Genomic DNA, 17,166 nt, shown 5'->3' with positions numbered 1-17,166 from the left:
CATGAGCACAGACACGGCAGGCGCCCAGTACCTCGCGGAGTTCCTCGACGGCCCGCTCGAGGGCGAATTCGAGCAGCGCATCCTGGTCGGCGGCAAGGCCGAGCAACGCGTCGGCATGGTGGCCGCGGTCGACGGGCTGGAATCGTTGTTCTGGTACGACGCCGTCGATGAGCGCGAGGTAAATGGCCAGATGCGAGTACAGTTCCGCTTCGACGCAGACGACTCCGACCCGGTGGAGTCCGACGACGAGAACGATTGAGCCGCGCCGACGAATGCTGCTGAGCCGAATCAGTCCTGCTGATCGGCGAAGAACGCCCCGATGAGCGCGGCCGGGTTCGACAGCCGCCAGAGCGGCCCGGGATCGCGGATGTCGCTCGTCAACTCGAGCGGTGAGGCGAGATCACCGCGCGACGTCGCAACGCTGACGCGGCCGACGTCGCGGCCGGCCGAGGCGGTCGTGAACCGTTCGACGGAGACGGATGTCTCACCGACCGGGTTGCCCCACGCGGCATCCGCTCGGCTGACAGAGGCGATGAGGTCGGCACCGTCGCCCCAAGCGGATTCGACCCTCGCATACGTGGTGCCGGCCGTGATGACCTCGATCGGCGCAGCCGCGGCGCTGCTCGAGGCGATCGCCGCCTGCACGGCCGCGTCGAGCGTCTCGTAATCGGGCATGAGCGTCATGCCGCTCACCAGGCGGTGCGGAGGTTCGCCCTCGGCTCCGGCCACCTCGGTGGCGAAGACGAACGTGACCCCCGCCTGGTCGGTATAACTGCGGGAGATCGCTCGTGCACCGGCATCACCGAGATGGGAGACGACGTCCGGAACGTCGCGCTCGCCCGGAGTGGCGGGCGCGTCTGCACCGTCGAAGAGCTCGGCGAGGCGTGGGTCGGCGAGCACGAGGGCGCCGAGTCGGGTGAGTTCTTCGGCCGTGCCGACGTTGTCGCCCGAGAGCCCGGTCGCGTCGGCGACGCGCGTCGCCGTGAAGTCGTTCTCGGCGAGCCATTCATTTGCCGCTTCGACATACGGGTCGACGCCGCCGAAGGCCCAACGGGCGAGAGTGTCGGCGTGGTTGTTGCTCGAAGCGAGGAGGACGGCGCGCACGACGTCGCGCTCGGTCCAGCTCTCACCCGGCAGCACCGCGAGAGTCCGGGAGTCCTCGGCGACGTAACGAAGGTAGTCGGTGTAGTCGGCCGGGCCGATCGTGATCGCGGGGCCCGCGCCCTCGGCCGCAAGCGGCAGGGAATCGAGCGTGGTGAGCACCGTGACGAGTTTCGCGGCCCCGCCGATGGGAACGGCGGCTGTATCGCCTGCGGCGGCGAGGGTCGTCGCCATGCCGGCGTCGTCCACCGCCGCGATCGCACTCGCGCCCGTGTCGGGGAGCATGATCGCGGTTGCAACGCTCTCTCCCGCAGCAGTGGCGTCGGGATCGACCTTCACGGTGACCGCTGGAAGCGGCCCGAGCAGCATCGCCGGGCCGTAGACCCCGATGCCGAGAATCGCGATCGCTCCGACGGCGATGCCGACGATGCGGCCGGGGGTGGTGCTCATGGAACGAGCGTAACCCGACCTGGCTTCACGCCCAGCCCAGCTCGTGCAGTCGTGCGTCGTCGATGCCGTAGAAATGGGCGATCTCGTGCACGAGTGTCACATGGATCTCTTCGCGGAGTTCGTCTTCATCGGCCGCGATCGCCAGCAGCGGTTCGCGATACAGCACGATGCGATCGGGCATCTCGCCGAAGCCGTAACGATCGCGCTCGGTCAGCGCCCAGCCGTCATACAGGCCAAGCAGGTCGAGCGATCCGTCTTCTGGTCGATCTTCGACGACGAACACGATGTTCTCGAGGCCGTCGACCATGTCGTCTGGCAACTGATCGAGCTCATCGACCACGATCGCTTCGAACGCCTCGGCGTCGAGTTCCACGAGCGGCTCCGATCGGGATGCGAATCGGTACTCGGCCGGTGAAGCGAGCCGTTCGGCCGGTGTACAACATTGGGGTGAGTAACGGGGCTTGAACCCGCGACCTCCTGGACCACAACCAGGCGCTCTGCCAACTGAGCTATACCCACCATGTGCCGACCGCCGAAGCAATCTGGCAACTCAAAGAGACTACTACACCTTGGCGTCGAACTCGTCCACCACGGTCGCCGCGAGAGTCTGCAGCTCTTGCGTCGACGGTCCGGGCTCCGCGACGAAGACCGCGCGACGGTAGTAGTGCAGCTCGCGGATGGACTCGAGGATGTCGGCGAGTGCGCGGTGCCCGCCGTTCTTCTGCGGTGAGTTGAAGTACGCGCGGGGGAACCAGCGCTTGGCGAGCTCCTTGATGGAGGAGACATCGACGCTGCGGTAGTGGAGGTGCGCATCGAGGCGCGGCATGAACTTCGAGAGGAACGCGCGGTCGGTGCCGATGGAGTTGCCGGCGAGCGGCGCCTTCTGCTCGTCGGGCACGTGCTTGAGCACGTATTCGAGTACTTCGTACTCGGCTTCGGCGACGCTGACACCGTTCGGGATCTCTTCGATGAGCCCCGACTGGGTATGCATCGTACGTACGAACTCGCCCATCGATTCGAGTGCACTCGAGTCGGGCTTGATCACGATGCTGAGCCCAGCATCGACGGGGTTCAGGTCGTAGTCGGTGATGACGACGGCGATCTCGACCAGTTCATCGACCTCGAGGTCGAGTCCGGTCATCTCGCAGTCGATCCAGACCAATCGGTCACTCGAGGAAGCCATGCGGCGATTCTATCGGGGCCGTCAGACGTGCTTCGCTCGAGTCGTCTGGGATCGGAGTACGACTGCGAATCGCGCTTCGGGATGCATCGATCGATGCTCTGGGTGCCCCCGGCAGGAATTGAACCTGCGACCAAGAGATTAGAAGGCTCCTGCTCTATCCGCTGAGCTACGGGGGCGGCGCTGCCAAGCATACCGGGGCGGGCCGGGAGAGCCCTGATGTGCAGGCGGCCGACGAGGGGTCGGGTGGCACGTCATCCCTCGATCGGGATGTGCTGTCCGCCGTCCGAGGGTGCCGGCTCAGCGGTCTTCGCCCGATCCCTGCGCAACGAGAGCGCGATGAGCGGGAAGAGCAGCACCGAGAGCATCCCGGCACCCACGAGCGCCGCCGCCGTTCCGCTCGGCAGGTCGCCGTTGTCGACGCCGATCGCCGTCACCGCGACGATGATGGGTAGGCCGGTGGCGCCGAACAGTGCCGTCGCGGCGAGTTCTCGGCGGCTCGAACCCTTCGGTGCGGCGAGCATTGATGGGATGCCGCGGATGACGAGCATGAGCACGAGGAAGATCGGCAGGAGCGCGATCGTGCGGAGGTCGCCGAAGAGCGAGCCCAGGTCGAACGTCACTCCGGTGTTGATGAAGAACACCGGCACGAGGAACCCGTAGCCGACGGCTTCGAGCTTCGTCTCGACGAGTTCGGCGTCCCGTTCGGGGGCCCCCGTGAGCAGAAGGCGGTAGAGCACGCCCGCGGTGAATGCGCCGAGGAGCATGTCGAGGTCGAGGACGATGCTGAGCGCCACGAGGGCCAGCAGCACGAAGATCACGAGGCGCACGGCGAATTGGCCGCTGGTGTGCAGGGTCGCGGTGATCACTCGATGCAGACGTCTGCCGCCCCCCTTCGCGGCCAGCCAGATCGCGATGCCGGCGATGACGGCGAACGTCAGGAGCACCGCGGCGGCGAGGAGCGGTGTGCGACCGCTCAGGAAGATCGAGATCGCAAGCAACGGGCCGAACTCGCCCACCGCGCCGAGCGCGATGACGGCGACGCCGAACGGGGTGGCGAGGTCGCCGGAGTCGCGCAGCACCGGCATGATCGTGCCGAGCGCCGTCGAGGTCAGCGCGATGCCGATGAATGCGGCGGCAGGCAGATCGACGGCGAGCACGGTCGCGACGCCGATGCCGGCGGCGAGGGAGATGATCCAGCCGATGGCGGCGCGGCTCAACGGACGGCCGCGGATGGCGCGGAAGTCGATCTCGTTGCCGGCGAGGAAGAAGAGCATCGCGAGGCCGAAGTCGGCGAGGAGGCCCATGAACGCGTCGGGTACCACCCAGCCGAGCATCGCGGGGCCGAGGGCGAGGCCGAGGACGATCTCGAAGACCACGAGTGGGATCGTCACCCATCGTCCGACACCGCGCACGAGCAGCGGTGCTGCGACGGCGATGGCCGGCACGAGCACCATCGTTCCGACTGAGACGTCCATGCGTCTTCCCCCTCCGGGCACGATCGTGCATCAATCGCGATGCTAGTGGAGCCGCCGGTTGACGCAGTCGACGACGCGGCCTCCGGTTTGCGTGCCGGAAACATCTCGGCGGTATCGTCGTGGGATGCGAGAGCTGCAGTCGAGAATCATCGCCGACCTGAATGTCACCCCCGTCATCGACCCCGCCGAACAGGTGCGTGCCCGAATCGACTTCGTGAAGTCGTACCTGCGCGCCACCGGCGCGGGCGGTCTCGTGCTGGGCATCAGCGGGGGCCAGGACTCGACGCTCGCAGGCAGGCTCTGTCGGATCGCGGTCGAGGAGATCGTCGCGGAGGGCGGCGTTGCGCGATTCGTCGCGGTTCGGCTTCCCTACGGTGTGCAGCGCGACGAAGACGACGCGCAGCTGGCACTCGACTTCATCGCTCCTCAAGAGACGGTCGTCTTCAACATCAAGGGCGGTGTCGACGGGCTGACGGCGGACTACGCCGAGGCGGCCGGCTCACCGCTCAGCGATTTCGGCAAGGGCAATGTGAAGGCCCGCATGCGGATGGTTGCGCAATACGCTCTCGCCGGCGAAGGCGGCCTGCTCGTGGTCGGTACCGACCACGCCGCCGAGGCGGTAACGGGGTTCTTCACGAAGTACGGAGACGGCGGCGCCGACATCCTGCCGCTCACCGGCCTCACGAAGCGTCAGGGTCGAGCGCTGCTCGAGCACCTGGGATCCCCGGAGCGGCTATTTCTCAAGGTGCCCACGGCCGATCTCCTCGACGCGGATCCCGGTCAGTCCGACGAGGCGAATCTCGGCTTGAGCTACCGGGATCTCGACGACTACCTCGAGGGCGCTGAGATCGACGAGGCGGTCGCGGAGCGCATCGAAGCTCGCTATCTGCAGACGCGGCACAAGCGCGCCGTGCCGGTGTCGATGTTCGACGACTGGTGGCGCTGAGCGCGCTCGAGCCGAGTGACCGACGGTGTGATCCGAAGCAATCGCACCTCGGGTCGAGCGTCTCGAGCGCCGCTGATCAGCGGAGCGATTCGCTCTGCACGGTCGGCGTCGGCGCGGTGCTGGCCGTCGCCGTGTGTGCGTCGTCGAACGTGACCGCACCCTGGTATCGCTGCTGGTGCTGTTCGGCGACCCAGGCGTCTTGCTGGTCGACGGCTGCCTGCTCAGGTTCCTGACGCTGCGCGCGCCACCGGGTGAGATCGTTCTGGAACTGCCGGCGTGTGCGCGACGGACGTCGCTGCCATTCGAGGAGGCGGTCGCGGAATTCGACCACGGCCGGGTCGAGCTGGTATCCGAATGTCGCCGAGGCACGCTTGAGTTCGTGCAGTTGGTGTGCCGCCCAGTTCGCCGCGACATCCGATCCTCGGATCGGAAGCAGGCGCACGATGATGTCCGCCTGACCGACCGCGCGGTCGGCGAGCACCTGCTCTTGCGGGGTCAACGAGTTCCACACCGAGGCTTCGGTCGCTGCATCGACCAGAGCTGCGATCGCGGCCGCTTTGGCCTCACGATCGCGCTGGGCGACCAGGCGTTTGATCGCGAGATTGGCGATCCACACGGCGAGAAGGCCGGCCGCGAGGACTGCGAAGAACAGCACGACGGCCGAGAAGACGGCCGGACGTGCCGCGCTCGATCCGAGCCACGAAATGAGATCGTTCCACCACTGCATGGCCGCAGGCTACCGCGCGCGAGCGCCGCCACGGCCGAGCGGCTGCGGCGTGCCCCGAACACCGGACCGGCGACGGTCAGCGAAACACTTCTGCTGCGTCGCGAGGTGACCAGAACTCGCCGAGATCGATCGAGCGGATGCCGCCGGCGAGCAGTCGTTTCGCCCCGAACCGCACCTCGTCTCCGGCGCCCCGCTGCTCGATGTGCCCGAGCACCGCGCCCTGCGGCCGAGTGACCCGCCAGAGCCCCGGGGCAGCCGGGAAGATGAGCAGGCCCGGCACGAGGTCGGGAAACGGCTCCCGAGTGCGTGCAACGCTGACGATCGCGGCGGACATATCGCTCCTCTCGTGTTGCAGCCAGCCCTGCGGTGGTGTCACGAGAGTACGGCGTGCCGCCGACATCCGATCGCGGTGGATTCGCAGGCGTCACTCGCGCGCCGTGGTCGACGACGACGCCGCGCCACCGTTCGATGCGAACGATGGCGCGGCGTGATGCGATGCCGGGCGGCCGAGTCTCAGATCAGCGAAGTGCCGTGCGCTGCGTGCGGCTCGATGCGGGCGATCTCCGCCTCGGTGAGGGGCGCGGAATCGAGAGCCGCGACGTTCTGCTCGAGCTGCGCGACGCTCGACGCTCCGATGAGGGCGCTCGCGACGAGCGGCTGCCGCAGCACCCAGGAGAGCGCGAGCTGGGCGAGCGTCTGGCTGCGCTCCTTCGCGATCGCGTCGAGGGCACGAGCGCGGTCGAGGTACTCGGCGCTGATGCGATCGGCGGAGAGGAAGCGACTCGTCGCAGCCCGTGAGTCAGCGGGAACATCGCCCGCCAGGTAACGGTCGGTGAGCAGCCCCTGCGCGAGCGGGGAGAACACGATGCTCGCTGCGCCGACCTCCTCGAGCGCGGGGAACAGACCGTCTTCGATGTGGCGGTCGAACATCGAGTAACGGGGCTGGTGGATCAGCAGCGGAACCCCTTCGGCGTCGAGGGCTGCCGCGGCCGCTCGGGTCTGCTCGGGGTCGTAGTTCGAGATGCCCACGTAGAGGGCCTTGCCCTGCCGCACTGCCGACGCGAGCGCGCCCATCGTCTCCTCGATGGGCGTCTCGGGGTCGGGCCGGTGGGAGTAGAAGACGTCGACGTAGTCGAGGCCGAGTCGCCCGAGGCTCTGGTCGAGCGAGGCGAGCAGGTACTTGCGCGACCCGAAGTCGCCGTAGGGGCCGGGCCACATGTCGTATCCGGCCTTCGACGAGATGACCAGCTCGTCGCGGTACGAGGTCAGGTCGTCGGTGAGGATGCGGCCGAACGTCTCTTCGGCGCTTCCGGCCGGCGGCCCGTAGTTGTTCGCCAGGTCGAAGTGCGTGATGCCCAGGTCGAACGCCCGCCGCACGATTGCACGCTGGGTGTCGTAGGGCCGCTCGTGACCGAAGTTGTGCCAGAGCCCGAGCGAGAGCGCCGGCAGTTTCAGGCCGCTGCGGCCGACACGGTTGTACTGCATGCGGTCGTATCGTTCGGGGAGTGCGACGTAGCTCATCCTGAAACTCTACGGCGGCGCAACGCAGTGCTTCGCTTCGCTCACGCCGAGATCGTCATCCGGCGACTCTTCCTCAACAACGGGCGTCGGGGCGCACGCCCGCACCGATCCTCACGCCCGACCGAGGACGCCTCGCAACGGCAGCGATGCTGGTGCGACGCGGCTCCGGAGTGACGATCCGGCACGAGCGCACCTCGGAGCCGCGTGCCGTCGATTCGCGGCGGCATTCGACTGAGGAGTGCAGCACATGACCGACATCATTACCGTGACCGGCGTCGTGGGAACCGATCCCAAACACACCGTCACGAACGGGGGACTCGCCATCACCTCGTTCCGATTGGCCTCGACCCGAAGGGTCTTCGATCGCGCGAAGGGCACCTGGGAAGACGGCGAGACCAATTGGTTCACCGTCTCCGCATTCCGCCAGCTGGCATCGAACGCGAGCCTCTCGATTCGCAAGGGCGAGCGACTGATCGTGCGCGGGCGGCTCCGGCTCCGTGCGTGGGAGACCGGCGAGCGGTCCGGGACCGCCGTCGAGATCGAAGCCGATTCCATCGGGCACGACCTCGCCTGGTGCGTGACGTCCTACGCCAAGGTGCGTTCATCGCGTCCATCGGATGCCGCAGCCGACGAATCGCCGACGCCGACGTCGAACGCGGGATTCGACGGGCCGACGGGCGAGCAGCCCGGTGCCACGTGGCCGGGCGTGTCGAGTCCCGGCGTGCCCGAGTCCGACCTCGACGCCCACGCCGATTCCGACGACCACGCGATCGAACTGCTCGAGGTCGACGACGAGGTGGTCGCCGTCTGAGCCGCCACGCACGGCCGCGTGCCGACCGACCAGGCATCCGTCGACTGCGAACGCATAGACTCGCCTCGGGCGGTCGGCACCGTCGGTGAGGGGAACGATGAGGCGTCGGTTCGGTACTTCCGCGGCTCTGGCTATGGTCGGAGTCGGCATCATCCTCGGCACCGCCGCATGCACGTCGGGCGATCCGCAGCCGACATCGTCCGAGACCGGCCGGCCGACGCCGACGGCGACGACCGCGCCGACGGCGACCGCGCCGGTGCTCCGGCCTGAACTCTCGGCGACCGAGAACCTCGCATTCTTCGATTGGGTGAATTCGGGGGTCGTGGCCGCGAACGGTGCGGCCGGCGGTCGGGAGTTCATCGACGCGCTCGCCGCTGCCGGGTTCGACAAGGCGCAGATGCAGGTCACCGCCGACACCACCACGATCGGAGAAGCCGCCGACTCGGTGCAGTTCTCCGTGCTGTTCCAGGGAGAGTGCCTCGTCGGGCAGTACGGTCCGAAGTCCGGCGGGTACCATGGCGCGATCAGGCCGCCGCTCGGCACCGGTGCCTGTCTCGTCGGCCAGACGCGCCCCATAGACTGGTAGACGACATGGCTGATTACATTTACTCGATGGTTCGCGCCCGCAAAGCGGTCGGCGACAAGGTCATCCTCGACGACGTGACGATGGCGTTCCTGCCCGGTGCGAAGATCGGCGTGGTCGGACCGAACGGCGCCGGCAAGTCGACGATCCTGAAGATCATGGCCGGTCTCGACCAGCCGTCGAACGGCGAGGCGAAGCTGAGTCCGGGCTTCTCCGTGGGAATCCTCATGCAGGAGCCCGTGCTCGATGAGTCCAAGACGGTGCTCGAGAACGTGCAAGAGGGGGTCGGGCCGATCAAGCAGAAGCTCGACCGCTTCAACGAGATCTCGCTGGCGATGGCCGATCCCGACGCGGACTTCGATGCACTGCTCGCCGAGATGGGCGTGCTGCAAGAGGCTATCGACGCTGCCGATGCCTGGGATCTCGACTCGCAGCTCGAGCAGGCCATGGACGCCCTGCGCTGCCCACCGGGCGACGAGCAGGTGTCCGTGCTCTCCGGCGGTGAGAAGCGTCGCGTGGCGCTCTGCAAGCTGCTCCTGCAGAAGCCCGACCTGCTGCTCCTCGACGAGCCCACCAACCACCTCGACGCCGAGAGCGTGCTCTGGCTCGAGCAGCACCTCGCCAAGTACCCCGGCGCCGTGCTCGCGGTGACGCACGACCGGTACTTCCTCGACCACGTCGCAGAGTGGATCTGCGAGGTCGACCGCGGTCGCCTCTACCCCTACGAGGGCAACTACTCGACGTATCTCGAGAAGAAGCAAGAACGACTGCAGGTGCAGGGCAAGAAAGACGCGAAGCTCGCCAAGCGTCTCTCCGAAGAGCTCGAGTGGGTCCGCTCCAATGCAAAGGGTCGCCAGGCGAAGTCGAAGGCCCGCCTCGCCCGATACGAAGAGATGGCGACCGAGGCCGAGCGCACGCGCAAGCTCGACTTCGAAGAGATCGTGATCCCCGTCGGCCCGCGCCTCGGCGCGCAGGTGATCGAGGCGAAGAAGCTCCGCAAGGGGTTCGGCGAGCGAATCCTCATCGAAGATCTCAGCTTCAGCCTGCCGCGCAACGGAATCGTCGGAATCATCGGCCCGAACGGCGTCGGCAAGACGACGCTGTTCAAGACGATCGTCGGGCTCGAACCGCTCGACGCAGGCGAGCTGAAGATCGGCGAGACGGTCGACATCTCCTACGTCGACCAGAGCCGCGGCGGCATCGACCCGAACAAGAACCTGTGGGAGGTCGTCTCCGACGGTCTCGACTACATCATCGTCGGCAAGACCGAGATCCCCTCGCGTGCCTACGTCTCGCAGTTCGGCTTCAAGGGCCCCGACCAGCAGAAGAAGGCGGGTGTGCTCTCGGGTGGTGAACGCAACCGGCTGAACCTCGCGCTCACCCTCAAGCAGGGCGGCAACCTCCTGCTCCTCGACGAGCCGACCAACGACCTCGATGTCGAGACGTTGTCGAGCCTCGAGAACGCGCTGCTCGAGTTCCCGGGCTGCGCCGTCGTGATCACCCACGATCGATGGTTCCTCGACCGCATCGCGACGCACATCCTGGCCTACGAGGGCACCGCTGACGATCCGGCCAACTGGTACTGGTTCGAGGGCAACTTCGAGTCCTACGAGCAGAACAAGATCGAGCGACTCGGCCCCGATGCCGCGAAGCCGCATCGCTCGGCGTACCGCAAGCTCACGCGAGACTGACATGCGACTCCACGTGCCGACGTCGCTCCGTTGGAGCGACCTCGATGCCTACGGCCACGTGAACAACGCCCGCATGCTGAGCCTGCTCGAAGAGGCTCGCATCCAGGCGTTCTGGGTGAGCGACGACACGTCCGAGCACGCGGTCGGCGCGTCGACCGCGGTGCTCGACGCCACGCCCGGCTCGACGACCATCACCCTGATCGCACGTCAAGAAATCGAGTACCTTGCGCCGATCCCGTATCAGCGTCAACCCGTCGACATCGAACTCTGGATCGGTCACATGGGCGGGGCGAGCCTCGACGTCTGCTACGAGGTCTACTCGCCCGTCGACGTCGAACCTCGGGTGCTGTACACGCGTGCGGTCACGACGATCGTGCTCGTCGACGCTGCGACTGAACGTCCGCGTCGCATCGAGGACTCGGAACGTGCAGCATGGGAGCCCTACGTCGGCGACCCGATCGTCTTCCGCAGGCGCTGACTAGCCGTCCAGCGGCTCGTCGCTGAACGATCCCTCCCAGACTGCTCGACTTCCGGCCTCCGCGATCTGCACGAGCGTCCAGCTCGATCCTGCTGCGACGGCGAGTGCCGAGAACGTCAGCACGATGCCGACGGCGACCCGGATGCCTCGGCGCGGGCGGGCGCCGTCGGGGTCCGCCGTGCTGTCGCGTCTGACCGCGACCCGCTCGATGATCGCCCACGCCGCGACCGCCACGGCGAGCACGAGCAGTGCGATGAGCCACGGCACGAGGTCTTCGCCCTGCGCCGTGTGCTCCTGGATCAGCGGCGCCGGTGGAACCCGCGCTTCGAGCCATTTGCCGGCTTCGATCGTAATGAGTCCGAGCGGAAGCAGCAGCGCCGCTCCGAGCAGCACCGGGAGCCACAGCACGCGGCGCGCGCCGGGCCAGGCGGCCACCACGATGAGGCAGAGCGCGATCAGTGGGGTGAGCACGATGACTGCGTGCACGAGCAGCACGTGCAGTGGCAACCCGGCGAACGTGTAGTCCATCGTCAGGAAGTGGCGACGATGCGGTCACCGGAGACGGCGACCGGGATCGCGGCCAGCGGCTCGAGCGCCGGTCCCTGGATGACGTCGCCCGTGGTGGCATCGAACATCGAGCCGTGGCATGGGCAATGGAACTCGTTGCCGGCCGCGGCGACGACGCATTGCTGATGCGTGCAGATCGCGCTGAACGCGACGACTTGGCCGGCCGTCGGCTGTGAGATGAGGGCGGGTCCGCCGTGGATCTCGGCATCGATGCTGCCGCCGACGGGAACGTCGGTGAGGGCGGCGATGTCGTCGCCGATGGCGGGCGCATCGGGTGCGGCGCTGGGCTCTGTCGGTGTCTCTTCGACGAGCGGAGGTGCCGTGGTGGGCGGCGAGGTGCTGCTGCTCGGGGCATCCGCTGCGCACCCGGCGAGGGCGAGCGCCCCGCCGACCGCGCCGGCCGAGCCGAGCGTGAGGATGGTGCGTCGGGTGAGATCGGTGGGATCGGTCATCGCCGGAGCTCCTTCGTCCGCGTCGCTCACGTCGCGCGAGCGCCTGATGCACCCCATTGTGTTCCCCCGCGCGGCAGCGGCGGCGGATTCCACAGCATCTCCTCAGGCGGGACGCACCGCAGGTCGGCGCACCTACCGCTCTGATGCGCTACGGCACTCGCACCATGCCCTCTTGGGCGACGCTGGCGACCAGCACACCCTCGCGGGTGTAGATGCGCCCGAGCGACAAGCCGCGGCCACCGCTGGCCGAGGGCGATTCCTGCGTGTACAGCAGCCACTCGTCGACGCGGGCATCGCGGTGCCACCACATCGCATGGTCGAGGCTCGCGACCTTGAGTCCCGGAGTCGCCCAGGCGACGCCGTGCGCACGCAGGATCGGCTCGAGGATCGAATAGTCGCTCGCGTAGGCGAGCGCGGCGCGATGCTGCTTGGGGTCGTCGGGAAGCCGGCCGAACGCCTTCATCCAGACCGCCTGCCGGGGCACTCGCTCACCGTCGACGCTGAGGTAGACGGGCGAGGGGATGTGCCGCACATCGAAGGCGCGCTCGTTCGACCAGTACCTGGCGATGTCGTGGTCGAACGCGCCGAGCACATCGGCCGTCGACGGCAGCGTCTCGGGGTCAGGGAGGTCCGTCGGCATGTCCACCTGGTGCTCGACGCCGTCGTCGGCAGTCTGGAACGAGGCGATCAGCGAGAGAATCGGTTCGCCGTTCTGGAACGCGTGGGTGCGGCGTGTCGAGAACGAGCGGCCGTCGTGCAGCCGGTCGACCGAGAAGGTGATCGGGTGCGCGACGTCGCCGGGGCGCAGAAAGTAGCCGTGCATCGAGTGGATCGTTCGGTCGTCGGGCACGGTGTGCATGGCTGCCGTGAGCGACTGGGCAAGCACCTGACCGCCGAAGACACGCCCGAGCGGCATCCACTGCGACGGTCCGGTGAAGATGTCTTCAGTCGTGCGAGCGCCCGTGTCGGTGAGGTGCAGGGTGCTCAACAGGCCGTCGATGGGACCGTTCATCGTTCCTCCGTGTCGGTGGTCGGTGACCGCCCGGCTCCCGCAGAGCGCAAGACCGCCCGGGCGGCGTCGCTCACTTGGTAGTTTAGACAGGAGATGGTTCAACAACTCACGCTCGCCGACAGCCTGTCGCTCGGAGACCTGCATACCTACCTGCAACGCGCAGGCCGCGTCGAAGACGGTTCCGTGCGCCTGATCGCCGGCTCGGGCATCCTCGCCGTGTACACCGCGATCCTGTACCCGCGCGGAATCCTCGACGAGAGCCCGACGGTGCTCGGCCTGCGCACCTTCGCGCTCGCCGACGACGAGGAGTTCGATTCGGTGGTGCCGATGCGCTCCCTCGTCGAACGCATCGTGCGCGCCAGAGGCGAACTCGGCGAAGACGACGATTCACGTCCGGTGTCGATGTCGCGACCGCCCGAGGTGAATACGGTCACCTGGGCGGGCATCTCCCCGCCCCGGGGCGGCTGGCGCCCACTCGGCACGACGGATGCGCCGACGCTCGAGTCCGCCGCTCGTGCGGGCATCGACGAGGTGGCCGAGGCGATTCCCGCAGGCACGGGCGAGCAACTCGTGCAGCGGGTGCGCTCGGAGGTCTGGGGGCGAGGCGTCGACGGTGTCGAGTACGTGCCGACCGGCGCCGCGTTCGCGGCGTTCAGCCTCGGCTTCCTCGGTGATGACGAGGTGAAGCTCTTCGAGACCGGTCCGTGGACTCGCCTCTCCACCCGTCGCGGTCACGTGCTCGTGCGCCGCAAGCCCTGGACCCTGAAGGCGTAGACCCCGCCGCTGGTCGAGTAACGACGAAGGAGCGTATCGAGACCGATTGCGTGGTCTCGACACGCTTCGCTACTCGATCGACGGAAGTTGGGCGATCGCGCGCCCCGCGGCTCGGCCCGTGAAGAGGCATCCGCCGAGGAACGTGCCCTCGAGTGCGCGATAGCCGTGCACGCCGCCACCGCCGAAGCCCGATGCCTCGCCGACCGCGTACAGGCCCGGAACGGGTGCGCCGTCGCTGCCGAGCGCACGGGAATCGAGGTCGGTCTGAATACCGCCGAGGCTCTTGCGGGTGAGGATGTGCAGCTTCACCGCGATGAGCGGCCCGGCCTTCGGATCGAGGATCTTGTGCGGCGTGGCCACCCGGATGAGCTTGTCGCCGCGATACCTGCGTGCACCCCGCACGGCGGTCAACTGCAGGTCTTTGGAGAACTCGTTGTCGACCTCGCGGTCACGCGCGACGACCTCCCGTTCGATGTTGTCGGTGTCGAGCTCGACCTCGGGCGCGAGGCCGCGCATGCCCGCGAGCAGCTCGGGCAGTGTGTCCGCCACCACGAAGTCCACGCCGTGCCGCTTGAACGCCTCGACCGGCCCCGGCGCGCCGGAGCCGAGCCGCTCGGCGAGCAGCTTCACGTCTTTGCCGGTGAGGTCGGGGTTCTGTTCGCTGCCCGAGAGGGCGAACTCCTTCTCGATGATCTTCTGCGTGAGCACGAACCACGAGTAGTCGTGGCCGGTGGCGGTGATGTGCTCGAGCGTTCCGAGCGTGTCGAAGCCGGGGAAGAGCGGCACCGGCAGTCGCTTGCCCGTCGCGTCGAACCAGAGCGACGACGGGCCGGGGAGGATGCGGATGCCGTGCATCGGCCAGATCGGGTTCCAGTTCGTGATGCCCTCGGTGTAGTGCCACATGCGGTCGCCGTTGACGAGGCGCGCACCGGCGCGTTCCGTGATCGGCAGCATCCGCCCGTCGACGTGCGCCGGCACACCGGAGAGCATCGAGGCGGGCGGCGTGCCCATGCGCTCGGGCCAGAACTGCCGCACGAGTTCGTGGTTGCCGCCGATGCCCCCGGACGCGACGACGACGGCAGGCGCCCGGACCTCGAACTCGCCGACCTCGTCACGATTGCTCGACTCTCCACGTGCCGCGTCGTCGGCCGCGAGCACCGCGCCGCGAACACCGGTGACGGCCCCGCCCTCGACGATCAGTTCATCCACGCGGTGGCGATGGCGCAGTTCGACGAGCCCTGCCGCTTCGCCCGCCTTGACCTTGGCGATGAACGGCGCGAGCACGCCCGGTCCGGTGCCCCACGTGATGTGGAATCGCGGTACCGAGTTGCCGTGTCCGATGGCGTTGTAGCCGCCCCGCTCGGCCCAACCGACGACGGGGAAGAAGCGCACACCCTTCTCGTGCAGCCAGGCGCGCTTCTCTCCGGCCGCGAACTCGACGTAGGCCTCGGCCCAGCGCCGGCCCCACTCGTCGTCGGTGCGGTCGAACCCGGCCGTGCCGTCCCAGTCCTGACGGGCGAGTTCGAGCGAGTCCTTCACGCCCATGCGCCGCTGTTCCGGCGAGTCGACGAGGAAGAGGCCGCCGAACGACCAATGCGCTTGCCCGCCGAGGCTCGCTTCGGGCTCCTGGTCGACGATGACGACACGCTTGCCGGCATCGACGAGTTCTGCTGCCGCGACGAGGCCCGAGAGGCCGGCCCCGACGATGATCGCGTCGGCGGGCTTCCGGTCGTTGCGGTTCGCTGCGGGGTCGGGTGAGGCGGCCACGGGGACTCCTTCGTCTCGGGTGGTGAACTGGGGTGTCTGGGTGTTGCTACTCGTCGAAGGTGTTGACCATCGCGTAGGCCGCCCGCTGAAGATAGTCCCACAACGTCTCTTCGGCGAGCGGCGGCAGCTCGAGTGAGTCGACAGCGACGCGCATGTGCGCGAGCCACCGGTCGCGCGCATCGGGATTCACCTTGAACGGCTGGTGCCGCATGCGCAGTCGCGGGTGGCCTCGCTGCTCGCTGTAGGTGCCGGGGCCGCCCCAGTACTGCTCGAGGAACATCGTGAGCCGCTCGGCTGCCGGCCCGAGGTCTTCCTCGGGATACATCGGCTTCAGCACGGGGTCGTTCGCGACGCCGCGGTAGAACTCCGCGACGAGTCTCTCGAACGTCGGCCGTCCGCCGATGGTCTCGTAGAACGACGGCCCGAGGGCTGCGCCGTGCTCGGTGCCCCGCAACGGCACGTTCGCGGGGCGTGGGGGCCCGGATGCCTCGGTCGGCAGCTGCTCGCTCATGACGCTCCTCCGGTCGGCGGTGATGGTCGCTTCGGTGCCCGAGGTGCGCGTGGCTTCTTCACGGTGGCCCTGGCGACGGCGGCACCGGTGTCGCCGGCCACGACCGCACTGGGCGAGGTCTTCGGCGGCTTCGCGCCTTTGACGCGGGTGGCTCCGTCGAACCCGGTCAGCACGACGCTGTTCAGGCTCGGCAGTTTGACGTCCATCTCGTCGAGCGTGTGCTTCAAGCGCATGCGCAGTTCGCGGGCGATGTCGTCTTTCGCTGAGGAGCGCACCTTCATGACCACGCGGATGACGAGGGCTTCGGCGGTGACCGATTCGAGCCCCCACACCTCGGGCTTCTCGAGCACGCGCGAGCGCCACTTGGTCGACTGCGCCATCTCGGTGGCAGTGCGGAGCAGCGCCGTCTCGACGGCATCGACGTCGACGTCGTACGGCACGGCGAGGTCGATGATCACTCGGGCCCAGCCCTGCGACATGTTGCCGATGCGCAGGATCTCGCCATTGCGAACGAACCAGAGGGTGCCGTTCACGTCACGGATCTTGGTGACTCGGATGCGCACCTCTTCGACGATGCCGGTCGCCGGCCCGAGATCGACGACGTCGCCGACGCCGAGCTGGTCTTCGACGACCATGAACATGCCGTTCAGCGCGTCTTTGACGATGTTCTGCGCGCCGAAGCCGAGGCCCGCGCCGATCGCGGCGGAGAGCAGCGCGAAGGAACCGAGGATGCTCGGGTCGATCACGTTGACGACCATGAGCATGACGACGATGAAGAGCGTGACGTTCACGACGTTGGTGAGCACCGTGCCGAGGGTGCGCGTGCGCTGCACGAGGCGCACGGCCGCGAGCGGCGACGCCTGCAGCGCCTGGGTATCGGTGACGTCCTGCTTCTTCTTGACCCCGGTGACGATCTGCTTCACGACCCGCTCGATGACGAAGTGCAGCACCCAGCGAATGAGGAACGCGACGGCGACGATGATGACGACCGAGACGAGTTTGCCGAGGATGACGCCCCAGTTCGCGGCCCAGAACTGCGCGATCTGCGCCCAGAAGTCGGCCGTGACCGGGTTGCCCGGGGGCTCTGTACCGTCGAATCCGAACATGGTGTGAAAGT

Annotated in this window: 20 protein-coding genes and 2 tRNA genes; 7 read left to right on the top strand and 15 right to left on the bottom strand. The window is 67.9% G+C overall.

Features of this window, described 5'->3' with window-relative positions; translation table 11 throughout:
* The first annotated feature begins 1 nt into the window (after position 1).
* The gene (locus AC6CH0_RS14480; protein ID WP_498102038.1) at positions 2 to 259 is read left to right on the top strand and encodes a hypothetical protein; all 258 of its coding nucleotides are present in this window, start codon (positions 2 to 4) and stop codon (positions 257 to 259) included.
* A gap of 29 nt (positions 260 to 288) precedes the next feature.
* Here AC6CH0_RS14480 and AC6CH0_RS14475 read toward each other — a convergent pair whose 3' ends face one another.
* The 6 genes from AC6CH0_RS14475 to AC6CH0_RS14450 all read right to left on the bottom strand — a co-directional run bounded on the left by AC6CH0_RS14475 (position 289) and on the right by AC6CH0_RS14450 (position 4,209).
* Positions 289 to 1,551: a D-alanyl-D-alanine carboxypeptidase family protein gene (locus AC6CH0_RS14475; protein WP_498102036.1), complete on the bottom strand. Its 1,263-nt coding sequence runs from the start codon at positions 1,549 to 1,551 to the stop codon at positions 289 to 291.
* A gap of 25 nt (positions 1,552 to 1,576) precedes the next feature.
* Complete coding sequence (locus AC6CH0_RS14470) at positions 1,577 to 1,924, bottom strand: metallopeptidase family protein (RefSeq protein WP_498102034.1); 348 nt, start codon at positions 1,922 to 1,924, stop codon at positions 1,577 to 1,579.
* 70 nt (positions 1,925 to 1,994) lie between these two features.
* Positions 1,995 to 2,070, bottom strand: a tRNA-His gene (locus AC6CH0_RS14465).
* A gap of 43 nt (positions 2,071 to 2,113) precedes the next feature.
* Positions 2,114 to 2,734, bottom strand: a complete 621-nt coding sequence (orn, locus tag AC6CH0_RS14460; protein ID WP_498102032.1) for an oligoribonuclease — start codon at positions 2,732 to 2,734, stop codon at positions 2,114 to 2,116.
* A 103-nt stretch (positions 2,735 to 2,837) separates the two neighbouring features.
* Positions 2,838 to 2,910: transfer RNA gene (locus AC6CH0_RS14455), tRNA-Arg, on the bottom strand.
* A gap of 75 nt (positions 2,911 to 2,985) precedes the next feature.
* On the bottom strand, positions 2,986 to 4,209 hold the full coding sequence (locus AC6CH0_RS14450) for a cation:proton antiporter (RefSeq protein ID WP_498102030.1): 1,224 nt from the start codon (positions 4,207 to 4,209) through the stop codon (positions 2,986 to 2,988).
* Positions 4,210 to 4,333: 124 nt separating this feature from the next.
* Here AC6CH0_RS14450 and nadE point away from each other — a divergent pair, with 124 nt between their 5' ends.
* Positions 4,334 to 5,155 carry an NAD(+) synthase gene (gene nadE, locus AC6CH0_RS14445; RefSeq protein ID WP_498102028.1) on the top strand — a complete coding sequence of 274 codons (822 nt, stop codon included), beginning with the start codon at positions 4,334 to 4,336 and terminating at the stop codon, positions 5,153 to 5,155.
* A gap of 76 nt (positions 5,156 to 5,231) precedes the next feature.
* Here nadE and AC6CH0_RS14440 read toward each other — a convergent pair whose 3' ends face one another.
* The 3 genes from AC6CH0_RS14440 to AC6CH0_RS14430 all read right to left on the bottom strand — a co-directional run bounded on the left by AC6CH0_RS14440 (position 5,232) and on the right by AC6CH0_RS14430 (position 7,403).
* Positions 5,232 to 5,882 carry a hypothetical protein gene (locus AC6CH0_RS14440; protein ID WP_498102026.1) on the bottom strand — a complete coding sequence of 217 codons (651 nt, stop codon included), beginning with the start codon at positions 5,880 to 5,882 and terminating at the stop codon, positions 5,232 to 5,234.
* 76 nt (positions 5,883 to 5,958) lie between these two features.
* On the bottom strand, positions 5,959 to 6,216 hold the full coding sequence (locus AC6CH0_RS14435; RefSeq protein ID WP_498102024.1) for a hypothetical protein: 258 nt from the start codon (positions 6,214 to 6,216) through the stop codon (positions 5,959 to 5,961).
* Positions 6,217 to 6,395: 179 nt separating this feature from the next.
* The gene (locus AC6CH0_RS14430; RefSeq protein ID WP_498102022.1) at positions 6,396 to 7,403 is read right to left on the bottom strand and encodes an aldo/keto reductase; all 1,008 of its coding nucleotides are present in this window, start codon (positions 7,401 to 7,403) and stop codon (positions 6,396 to 6,398) included.
* Positions 7,404 to 7,650: 247 nt separating this feature from the next.
* On the opposite strand from AC6CH0_RS14430, the gene ssb reads away from it, so the two are divergent.
* The 4 genes from ssb to AC6CH0_RS14410 all read left to right on the top strand — a co-directional run bounded on the left by ssb (position 7,651) and on the right by AC6CH0_RS14410 (position 10,966).
* Positions 7,651 to 8,214 (top strand): single-stranded DNA-binding protein, encoded by a 564-nt coding sequence (gene ssb / locus AC6CH0_RS14425; RefSeq protein ID WP_498102020.1) that lies wholly within the window; start codon positions 7,651 to 7,653, stop codon positions 8,212 to 8,214.
* A 133-nt stretch (positions 8,215 to 8,347) separates the two neighbouring features.
* On the top strand, positions 8,348 to 8,800 hold the full coding sequence (locus AC6CH0_RS14420; protein WP_498102018.1) for a DUF6993 domain-containing protein: 453 nt from the start codon (positions 8,348 to 8,350) through the stop codon (positions 8,798 to 8,800).
* Between the two features lie 5 nt (positions 8,801 to 8,805).
* Positions 8,806 to 10,488 (top strand): energy-dependent translational throttle protein EttA, encoded by a 1,683-nt coding sequence (gene ettA / locus AC6CH0_RS14415; protein ID WP_498102016.1) that lies wholly within the window; start codon positions 8,806 to 8,808, stop codon positions 10,486 to 10,488.
* Between the two features lies 1 nt (position 10,489).
* The gene (locus AC6CH0_RS14410) at positions 10,490 to 10,966 is read left to right on the top strand and encodes an acyl-CoA thioesterase (protein WP_498102014.1); all 477 of its coding nucleotides are present in this window, start codon (positions 10,490 to 10,492) and stop codon (positions 10,964 to 10,966) included.
* Here the strand turns inward: AC6CH0_RS14410 and AC6CH0_RS14405 are convergent, their stop codons facing one another.
* The 3 genes from AC6CH0_RS14405 to AC6CH0_RS14395 form a co-directional block, all read right to left on the bottom strand.
* Positions 10,967 to 11,494, bottom strand: coding sequence for a hypothetical protein (locus AC6CH0_RS14405; protein WP_498102012.1), 528 nt, complete (start codon positions 11,492 to 11,494; stop codon positions 10,967 to 10,969).
* A gap of 2 nt (positions 11,495 to 11,496) precedes the next feature.
* Positions 11,497 to 11,985: a QcrA and Rieske domain-containing protein gene (locus AC6CH0_RS14400; protein WP_498102010.1), complete on the bottom strand. Its 489-nt coding sequence runs from the start codon at positions 11,983 to 11,985 to the stop codon at positions 11,497 to 11,499.
* A 148-nt stretch (positions 11,986 to 12,133) separates the two neighbouring features.
* Positions 12,134 to 12,997, bottom strand: coding sequence for an acyl-CoA thioesterase (locus tag AC6CH0_RS14395; RefSeq protein WP_498102008.1), 864 nt, complete (start codon positions 12,995 to 12,997; stop codon positions 12,134 to 12,136).
* A 93-nt stretch (positions 12,998 to 13,090) separates the two neighbouring features.
* Between AC6CH0_RS14395 and AC6CH0_RS14390 the strand changes: the two genes are divergently transcribed.
* The gene (locus AC6CH0_RS14390) at positions 13,091 to 13,771 is read left to right on the top strand and encodes a DUF8185 domain-containing protein (protein WP_498102006.1); all 681 of its coding nucleotides are present in this window, start codon (positions 13,091 to 13,093) and stop codon (positions 13,769 to 13,771) included.
* Between the two features lie 69 nt (positions 13,772 to 13,840).
* On the opposite strand, the gene AC6CH0_RS14385 is transcribed toward AC6CH0_RS14390, so the two are convergent.
* The 3 genes from AC6CH0_RS14385 to AC6CH0_RS14375 are packed head-to-tail and all read right to left on the bottom strand — an operon-like array spanning position 13,841 to position 17,155.
* A complete protein-coding gene (locus AC6CH0_RS14385; protein ID WP_498102004.1) occupies positions 13,841 to 15,538 on the bottom strand; it encodes an FAD-binding dehydrogenase in 1,698 nt (565 codons plus the stop codon).
* Between the two features lie 46 nt (positions 15,539 to 15,584).
* Positions 15,585 to 16,049 (bottom strand): globin, encoded by a 465-nt coding sequence (locus tag AC6CH0_RS14380; RefSeq protein WP_498102002.1) that lies wholly within the window; start codon positions 16,047 to 16,049, stop codon positions 15,585 to 15,587.
* A complete protein-coding gene (locus AC6CH0_RS14375) occupies positions 16,046 to 17,155 on the bottom strand; it encodes a mechanosensitive ion channel family protein (protein ID WP_498102000.1) in 1,110 nt (369 codons plus the stop codon). The genes AC6CH0_RS14380 and AC6CH0_RS14375 overlap by 4 nt, the downstream gene beginning before the upstream one ends.
* Positions 17,156 to 17,166 lie beyond the last annotated feature (11 nt).

This window comes from Agromyces sp. GQ35 (genome assembly GCF_059758475.1).
This window is presented reverse-complemented; position numbering and strand designations above follow the sequence as displayed.

Bases quoted from the DNA above. Each gene is read 5' to 3' on its own strand.
- AC6CH0_RS14410 (WP_498102014.1), top strand. From the start codon at position 10,490: ATGCGACTCCACGTGCCGACGTCGCTCCGTTGGAGCGACCTCGATGCC.
- AC6CH0_RS14375 (WP_498102000.1), bottom strand. From the start codon at position 17,155: ATGTTCGGATTCGACGGTACAGAGCCCCCGGGCAACCCGGTCACGGCC.
- ssb (WP_498102020.1), top strand. From the start codon at position 7,651: ATGACCGACATCATTACCGTGACCGGCGTCGTGGGAACCGATCCCAAA.
- AC6CH0_RS14450 (WP_498102030.1), bottom strand. From the start codon at position 4,209: ATGGACGTCTCAGTCGGAACGATGGTGCTCGTGCCGGCCATCGCCGTC.
- AC6CH0_RS14475 (WP_498102036.1), bottom strand. From the start codon at position 1,551: ATGAGCACCACCCCCGGCCGCATCGTCGGCATCGCCGTCGGAGCGATC.
- AC6CH0_RS14390 (WP_498102006.1), top strand. From the start codon at position 13,091: ATGGTTCAACAACTCACGCTCGCCGACAGCCTGTCGCTCGGAGACCTG.
- nadE (WP_498102028.1), top strand. From the start codon at position 4,334: ATGCGAGAGCTGCAGTCGAGAATCATCGCCGACCTGAATGTCACCCCC.
- AC6CH0_RS14400 (WP_498102010.1), bottom strand. From the start codon at position 11,985: ATGACCGATCCCACCGATCTCACCCGACGCACCATCCTCACGCTCGGC.
- orn (WP_498102032.1), bottom strand. From the start codon at position 2,734: ATGGCTTCCTCGAGTGACCGATTGGTCTGGATCGACTGCGAGATGACC.
- AC6CH0_RS14430 (WP_498102022.1), bottom strand. From the start codon at position 7,403: ATGAGCTACGTCGCACTCCCCGAACGATACGACCGCATGCAGTACAAC.
- AC6CH0_RS14420 (WP_498102018.1), top strand. From the start codon at position 8,348: ATGGTCGGAGTCGGCATCATCCTCGGCACCGCCGCATGCACGTCGGGC.
- AC6CH0_RS14435 (WP_498102024.1), bottom strand. From the start codon at position 6,216: ATGTCCGCCGCGATCGTCAGCGTTGCACGCACTCGGGAGCCGTTTCCC.
- AC6CH0_RS14395 (WP_498102008.1), bottom strand. From the start codon at position 12,997: ATGAACGGTCCCATCGACGGCCTGTTGAGCACCCTGCACCTCACCGAC.
- AC6CH0_RS14405 (WP_498102012.1), bottom strand. From the start codon at position 11,494: ATGGACTACACGTTCGCCGGGTTGCCACTGCACGTGCTGCTCGTGCAC.
- AC6CH0_RS14380 (WP_498102002.1), bottom strand. From the start codon at position 16,049: ATGAGCGAGCAGCTGCCGACCGAGGCATCCGGGCCCCCACGCCCCGCG.
- ettA (WP_498102016.1), top strand. From the start codon at position 8,806: ATGGCTGATTACATTTACTCGATGGTTCGCGCCCGCAAAGCGGTCGGC.
- AC6CH0_RS14480 (WP_498102038.1), top strand. From the start codon at position 2: ATGAGCACAGACACGGCAGGCGCCCAGTACCTCGCGGAGTTCCTCGAC.
- AC6CH0_RS14440 (WP_498102026.1), bottom strand. From the start codon at position 5,882: ATGCAGTGGTGGAACGATCTCATTTCGTGGCTCGGATCGAGCGCGGCA.